The following is a 6,787-nucleotide window of genomic DNA, read 5'->3' on the forward strand; positions in this document are numbered from 1 at the left end:
TTTTATGGTCAGTCACATCTTCGATGTCACAGATGGGCGAACGACCAGACGGCGGGAATCAGGCTCAGCAAGGTCACTCCGGCCAACAGCCGCTCGCGACCGCTCAGGCAAAGATCTGCGCCCAGCTGACGGCGGCTGTAGAGAAACAGCAGCAGACCCGGCCCGTAGAGCAACAACGACAGCAGCAGATACTCCACCCCGGCGGCATAGAGCAGCCAGAAGCCGTAACCGCTCGACACCAGCGCCACCGCCCGCATCAGACCGCGGCCCTGCCCGCCCTCACCCTTCTTGCTGAACGAGAGCTTGAGCAAGAACAGACCGATCAGCAGGTAGGGCACCAAAATCATCGAGGTAGAGATAAGCAGCAGGCTGGTGTAGCCCTTGCCGAGCAGCCACACCAGCAGCAGGCAAGTCTGCACCGTCAGGCTGGTGAGCCAGAGCGATGCGATAGGCGTCCCATTGCGGTTCTGGCGCCGGAAGATGGCGGGAAACGCGCCGTGGCGGGCTGCGCTGAACGGCACCTCCGCCGAGAAGAGGGTCCAGCTCACGTAGGAGGCAAGCACCGAGACGATAAGGCCGACGCTGATGAGCAGCTTGCCCCAGGAGCCGGTCATCTGGGCCATCAGCCCTGCCATGGAGGGGTTGGGCAGCGCTGCGAGCTCGGGCCGACTCAATATCCCCAGCGCCAGCACCGAGATAAGCACATAGAGCAGCAGTGCCAACACGACCCCCAGTACGGTGGCGGTGCCCACATCCCGCCGGTTTCGGGCGCGGGCCGACAACACCGCGGCCCCCTCGATACCGGTGAAGACCCAGAGGGTGATCAGCATGGTGTTGCGCACCTGCTCGGAGACCGGCACAGCCAGAGTGCTGCCCTGCTGATCCGCCGCGAAGGTAACAGGGTCGAACCAGTAGCAAGCAAACAGAATAAACAGCAGCAGTGGCAGGCTCTTGGCCAGAGTCGCCACCAGATTGAACAGCGCCGCCTGCTGCACGCCACGGGCCACCAGCAGATGCACCGCCCAGAGGATGCAGGACTCGCCGACAAACGCTGCCAGCGTGTTTCCCTCACCAAACCAGATCTGCTCCGGGGTATCGACAAAGCTGCCCAGCGCCGCAAAGGCGATCACCAGATAACCCACCACGCCGATGGTGGCACAGAGCCAATAACCCCAGGCGGAGAAGAATCCCACCAGCTCGCCAAAACCGGCGCGGGCGTAGCTGTAGATACCGCCGTCGAGATCCGGCCTTAACCGCGACAGATAGAGAAAACTCATGGCGAGCGCCAGGATACCCACCCCCGTCACGCCCCAGCCGATCAGCACGGCGCGGGCGCCTGCCACCTCGGCCATGTTCTGGGGCAGGCTAAAAATCCCCGCCCCCACCATGGAACTGAACACCAGCGCGGTGAGGGACCAGAGCCCAATCTTGCTCTCTTTCATGGAAGCTCCTTAGCGCAACCGGCTGCTCAGCGCCTGAATATGCTCGGGGCCGATGCCGCAGCAACCGCCGATCAAGTTCGCACCAGCTGCGCGCCAGCGCTCGGCCCAGCCAAGGTAATCCAGCGGCCCCAGATCGGCGCGGATCTCGTCCAGCCCATCATTGGCGGTGGCCTCCTTGGGTTGCGGCGGGAAGGCGTTGGCATAGGCACCGAGGCGAATGTCAGCGCGGCCCAGCGCCTGCAATCGGGCGCTGGCCACCTCGAGGGCCCCCTCAATCACCTCAGGCTGACAGCAGTTGAACAGGATGGCATCGACCCCGGCCGCCACCAGCGCGGTCACCGCATCAGCCACCTGCTCGCCGGAGCGCAGTGTCGGCTCATTGCCCAGCGCCTCATCTTCCAGCGTGAAGGAAACCCAGAACGGCTTGCCATCTTTCGGCAGCAGCGCTTTCAGGGCCAGTGGCTCGGCAATCAGGCTCATGGTCTCGGCCAGCCAGATATCCACATAAGGGGATAGCGCCCGGATAAGCGGCGTCGCCAGCTCGCTCACCCGGTCCGCCTTGAACAGGTCGGCACGGTAGGAGCCAAAGAGCGGTGGCAGAGAACCCGCCACCTGCACGGCGCCCTTCTGCTCGTCAGCCACCTCTCGGGCCAGCTGACCAGCCAGCGCTGCCAACCCCTCCCCGTCGGCAAAGAAACGCTCATCGCCGATATGAAACGGCACCAGCGCATAGCTGTTGGTAGTAATGACCCTGGCCCCGCTCGCCACATAGGCCTGATGCACATCACGCACCGTCTCTGGCGCCTCCATCAAGGCCAGCGCCGACCACTCGGGTTGACGAAACGGTGCCCCCCGCCGTGCCAACTCGCGCCCCATGCCCCCATCCAGCACCCACAATTCCCTGGTTTCCATCTGTCGTGTCTCTTTGTTATGTGCGTTGTTTATTTGCGTATTTATCTGTTTGTTTTGTTGCTCTGCGGTTTCGCATCGAATCGCTGCAGATCGTCCAGCTTCATCCTGGGAAGCCCTTTTATTATGCAGACATAAAAACATATGGATGTTTAGATGGCCAAAGCAAGATAAAACAAAGTGCCACGGGCGGCAATCAGTATCAGTAGAAATCAGCGTGCAAACGGCGAGGCAAACGCAGAAATGCAAGAGGCCACCCGAAGGTGGCCTCATCACTATCTTGATCTGCTGGCGACTTAACGCCCAGCCAGCACTCGCTTGATCTGTTTGACCCAGTCGGAGACCCGACCCTGCTGCGGCAAACCGCGCCAGATCTGCTCCCACTGGGCAGGGCTGAGCGGACGACCGAGGCGACGCTGTACGCCGGCATAGAGGTAGTCATGGGCCGTGGTGGCCGCATGCTCGGAGGTGAGGAATTTGGAGACCGGATCGGTCAACCGCACATCCCGCATGCCGAGCAGCGGATAGTCGTTGTGCACCGCCGCCAGCATGGTCTCGCGCATGGCCGACTCGATGTAACCACGGGCAAACAGGGCGGTCACCGACTCCAGCGAGCCCTGATCCGGGCCGTGGTACTGCTCGTCAAAGACCGGGCTCGGCTCGGCAATGCCGCTTTGCACCACCGCATCGGGATCCGGCTGCGGCACGACCACGGCAGGCTTGGGGGTTACCGGCTTGGCTACCACTGTGGCTTTGCGCGGCGCACTCTGACTACAGGCACCCAGTGCCAGGGCGAGCGCGACACAGGCCAGCGCACGGGAATGAGACTGCATCTTCATGACTCTTATGTCGCTCCTTTTACGATTCCTGAGCTGGCTTCTCGGCCACAGCCGGTTCGACCCGGGTAACCAGCAGCTGATCAATCTTGTAACTGTCGATATCGACCACTTCGAACTTGTAACCGGCGTATTTGACCGAGTCAGTGCGCTTGGGGATCTTGCGCAGCATGTACATGATAAAGCCGGCGATGGTCTCGTAGTTCTGGTTCTCGGGGAACTCTTCGATATCGAAGGCGCGCATCACGTCGGAGATGGGGGTGACCCCGTCCACCAGCCAGGAGTTCTCGTCGCGCTGGACGATCTGCTCTTCCACCACGTGGGTGGCCCACTCGCCCATGACGGTACTCATCAGGTCGTTCATGGTGACAATCCCCACCACCAGCGCGTACTCGTTCATCACCACGGCAAAGTCGCCACGATGATTCTTGAAGTACTCCATCGCCTCATAGAGGTTCAAGGTATCGGGGATGATGATGACGTTCTGCACCAGGTTGCCACCGATCAGGTCGATGCTCTGGCCGCCGATAACGCGGATCAGCAGCTCTTTGGCATCGACAAAGCCCTTGATGCTGTCGAGGTTGTGGTCACAGACCAGAAACTTGTTGTGGGGATGCTCGGCGATCTTCGCCTTGATGCTCTCTTCACTCTCTTGCAGGGTGAAGTAGATGAGGCTCTCGCGGGCCGTCATGGCAGAGGTGACACCAAGGGACTGCAACTCGAACACGTTCTCGATGAGCTGATGCTCCTCACGCTGGATAACCCCCGCCTCGGCACCGGCATCCATCACCGCATAGATATCGTCGGAGGTGATCTCGTCGTTGCGCACCGTGGAGACACGCATCAGACGGAACAGGGAGTTCGCCAATCCGTTGAAGACCCACACCAGCGGCATCAACACGGTGACGAAGAAGAGCATGGGGCGTACCACCACCACGGCAATCTGCTCGGGCATGGTCATGGCCAGACGCTTGGGCATCAGGTCGGCGATCAGGATAAACATGCCGGTGACGAACACGAAGGAGGCACCGGAGCTGATCTCGCCAAGCCAGGGGCCCTGGTAGAACTGGGAGACAATCCCCTTGATGGCGGGGTTGAGGGCAGACTCACCCAGGATACCGCCCAGAATGGCGACGGTATTGAGGCCAATCTGCACCACGGTGAAAAAGTTGCCCGGCTGGGCCTGCAGGGCCAGCACCTTTTCGGCCTGGCGATTACCTTCATCCGCCATCACCTGCAATTTGATTTTGCGAGACGCGGCGAGAGAGATCTCGGAGAGGGAGAAGAACACACTGCCGCCAACCAGCAGCATTAAAAAGAACAAACTATCGGCAAAACTCATGATTAACCTATTGCTACACCCGCCTTAGCACAAGACGGCAAACTGGGCCCGGGAGACCGGACCGTGAGCCCATCCGGGACTCACACAGGGGGAGTATTCTATCAGAAAACAGCCAGTTGGGGGCTTTATCTTACTCCGACCAGTTATGCAACAAAAAAGGCGCTTCACGCGCCTTTTTATTCACTTCCGGTTAGCCCTTGCCCAGCAAGGTGCCCAGATCATCCGCCTTGGTGTGGCGCACATCCTTGCCTTTCACGTAGTAGACGATGTACTCGCAGATGTGCTGGCAGCGATCGCCGACCCGCTCGATGGCACGCGCCGCCCACAGCACGTTGAGCACCTGGGGGATGGTGCGGGGATCTTCCATCATATAGGTCATCAGCTCGCGGATGATGGACTCGTACTCGCGGTCTACCTTGTCATCTTCCTTGTAGACCGCCAGCGCCGCATCCAGATCCATGCGGGCGAAGGCGTCGAGCACATCGTGCAGCATCTTGATGGTGCGACGGCCCATGTTCTCCAGCGACACCAACGGCGGCTGCGGCTTGTTGGCGTTGTCGGTCAGCATGCGGGCGATCTTGTCGGCCACGTCGCCAATGCGCTCCAGATCGGTGATGGTCTTGATGATGGCCATCACCAGGCGCAGGTCGGAGGCGGTCGGCTGACGCTTGGCGATGATGCGGGTGCACTCCTCGTCGATCGCCACTTCCATCGCGTTGACCTTGTGGTCGTTGGCCACGATCTTGCGCGCCGCATCGAGATCCTGATCGTGGATCGCCGCGATGGCGTCGGTGAGCTGCTGCTCCACCAGACCGCCCATCACCAGCACCTGGTTGCGCACGCTCTCTAGCTCGGCATTGAACTGACCGGAGATGTGTTTATTGAGGTTCATATTGTCCATACAAATAATCCTTGATGCTCCGATTATGCCTTAGCCGTTGAATTGACTGCCAATCTGTTTGTGGTGGTTCATCCTCTCCTCTCCTTAACCGTAGCGACCGGTGATGTAGTCTTCGGTCTTCTTCTTGGCCGGGGTGGTGAAGATAGTGTTGGTATCAGAGTACTCAATCAGCTCCCCCATGTACATGAAGGCAGTCTGATCCGAGACCCGCGCCGCCTGCTGCATGTTGTGGGTCACGATCACTACGGTGAACTGGCTCTTGAGCTCGTTGATCAGCTCCTCGATGGTGAGGGTGGAGATGGGGTCGAGCGCCGAGGTCGGTTCATCGAGCAGCAACACTTCCGGCTCGATGGCGATGGCACGGGCAATCACCAGACGCTGCTGCTGACCACCGGAGAGACCGAAGGCGTTGTCGTGCAGACGATCCTTCACCTCGTCCCACAGGGCCGCACCACGCAAGGAGCGCTCTGCCGCTTCATCCAGAGTGCGACGATCGTTGATCCCCTGCAGGCGCAGACCATAGACCACGTTCTCGTAGATGGACTTGGGGAACGGGTTCGGGCGCTGGAACACCATGCCCACCTGACGGCGCAGGGCGGAAACATCGACGTTCTTGTCATAGATGTTGTGGCCGTGCAGCTGGATTTCCCCCTCGATGCGGCAGATCTCCACCAGATCGTTCATCCGGTTGATGCAGCGCAGCAGGGTCGATTTGCCACAGCCTGACGGGCCGATAAAGGCGGTCACCTGCCCTTTGGGGATCTTCATGTTGACGTTGAACAACGCCTGCTTGCTGCCGTAGTACAGGTTGAGATCCTTCACCTCCAGCGCGGTCTGCTCCGGAGTCAGGTTGAGCAGGTCCAGCGCGGTGTGCTGGGTAGACGTGGTCGTTACGTTGATCATCTGTTACCTCAAAATCTATCTGGAGTGGCCGGACAGCTGCCGGCGCCCCTCACGTATTGGTGCAGAGAGATGGCGGCTCGCGCTCGGCCGCCCCTCTGTTATCTCACTCTTGTATCACTCAAGCGGCGCCGGATTAATGCTCCAGCGACCGGAATTTCTCGCGCAAGTGGTTACGAATACCGATAGCGGTCAGGTTCAGACCCACGATCACCGTCACCAGCAGGAAGGAGGTGGCGTAGACCAGCGGGCGGGCCGCCTCGACGTTGGGGCTCTGGAAGCCGACGTCATAGATGTGGAAGCCCAGGTGCATGAACTTGCGCTCCACATGCAGATACGGGAAGTTGCCATCCATCGGCAGGGTCGGTGCCAGTTTCACCACCCCCACCAGCATCAGTGGCGCCACTTCACCGGCTGCACGGGCAATCGCCAGAATAAGGCCGGTCATGATGGCCGG

Annotated in this window: 6 protein-coding genes and 1 pseudogene; all 7 read right to left on the reverse strand. The window is 60.3% G+C overall.

Annotation, left to right across the window (positions count from 1 at the left end; genetic code table 11):
* Window positions 1-26: 26 nt before the first annotated feature.
* Window positions 27-1,442: a basic amino acid/polyamine antiporter gene (locus tag AB5Y85_RS01020; RefSeq protein WP_368166888.1), complete on the reverse strand. Its 1,416-nt coding sequence runs from the start codon at window positions 1,440-1,442 to the stop codon at window positions 27-29.
* Window positions 1,443-1,451: 9 nt separating this feature from the next.
* Window positions 1,452-2,354, reverse strand: a complete 903-nt coding sequence (locus AB5Y85_RS01025; protein WP_257687750.1) for a homocysteine S-methyltransferase family protein — start codon at window positions 2,352-2,354, stop codon at window positions 1,452-1,454.
* Between the two features lie 293 nt (window positions 2,355-2,647).
* A complete protein-coding gene (locus AB5Y85_RS01030) occupies window positions 2,648-3,190 on the reverse strand; it encodes a hypothetical protein (RefSeq protein ID WP_164979981.1) in 543 nt (180 codons plus the stop codon).
* Between the two features lie 19 nt (window positions 3,191-3,209).
* On the reverse strand, window positions 3,210-4,529 hold the full coding sequence (locus tag AB5Y85_RS01035; RefSeq protein WP_005334094.1) for a hemolysin family protein: 1,320 nt from the start codon (window positions 4,527-4,529) through the stop codon (window positions 3,210-3,212).
* Between the two features lie 190 nt (window positions 4,530-4,719).
* Window positions 4,720-5,430, reverse strand: coding sequence for a phosphate signaling complex protein PhoU (gene phoU, locus AB5Y85_RS01040; protein WP_005334097.1), 711 nt, complete (start codon window positions 5,428-5,430; stop codon window positions 4,720-4,722).
* A gap of 84 nt (window positions 5,431-5,514) precedes the next feature.
* Window positions 5,515-6,333 (reverse strand): phosphate ABC transporter ATP-binding protein PstB, encoded by an 819-nt coding sequence (gene pstB / locus AB5Y85_RS01045; protein ID WP_064338281.1) that lies wholly within the window; start codon window positions 6,331-6,333, stop codon window positions 5,515-5,517.
* A gap of 133 nt (window positions 6,334-6,466) precedes the next feature.
* Window positions 6,467-6,787, reverse strand: a pseudogene (locus AB5Y85_RS01050) (phosphate ABC transporter, permease protein PstA); the annotation flags it as partial.

The sequence above is a fragment of the Aeromonas sp. R3-1 genome, assembly GCF_040908345.1.
GTDB lineage: Bacteria > Pseudomonadota > Gammaproteobacteria > Enterobacterales > Aeromonadaceae > Aeromonas > Aeromonas veronii.

What these genes read in the sequence shown, in the direction of transcription:
- pstB (WP_064338281.1), bottom strand. Translation starts at nt 6,333, where the DNA reads ATGATCAACGTAACGACCACGTCTACCCAGCACACCGCGCTGGACCTG.
- AB5Y85_RS01035 (WP_005334094.1), bottom strand. Translation starts at nt 4,529, where the DNA reads ATGAGTTTTGCCGATAGTTTGTTCTTTTTAATGCTGCTGGTTGGCGGC.
- AB5Y85_RS01020 (WP_368166888.1), bottom strand. Translation starts at nt 1,442, where the DNA reads ATGAAAGAGAGCAAGATTGGGCTCTGGTCCCTCACCGCGCTGGTGTTC.
- phoU (WP_005334097.1), bottom strand. Translation starts at nt 5,430, where the DNA reads ATGGACAATATGAACCTCAATAAACACATCTCCGGTCAGTTCAATGCC.
- AB5Y85_RS01025 (WP_257687750.1), bottom strand. Translation starts at nt 2,354, where the DNA reads ATGGAAACCAGGGAATTGTGGGTGCTGGATGGGGGCATGGGGCGCGAG.
- AB5Y85_RS01030 (WP_164979981.1), bottom strand. Translation starts at nt 3,190, where the DNA reads ATGAAGATGCAGTCTCATTCCCGTGCGCTGGCCTGTGTCGCGCTCGCC.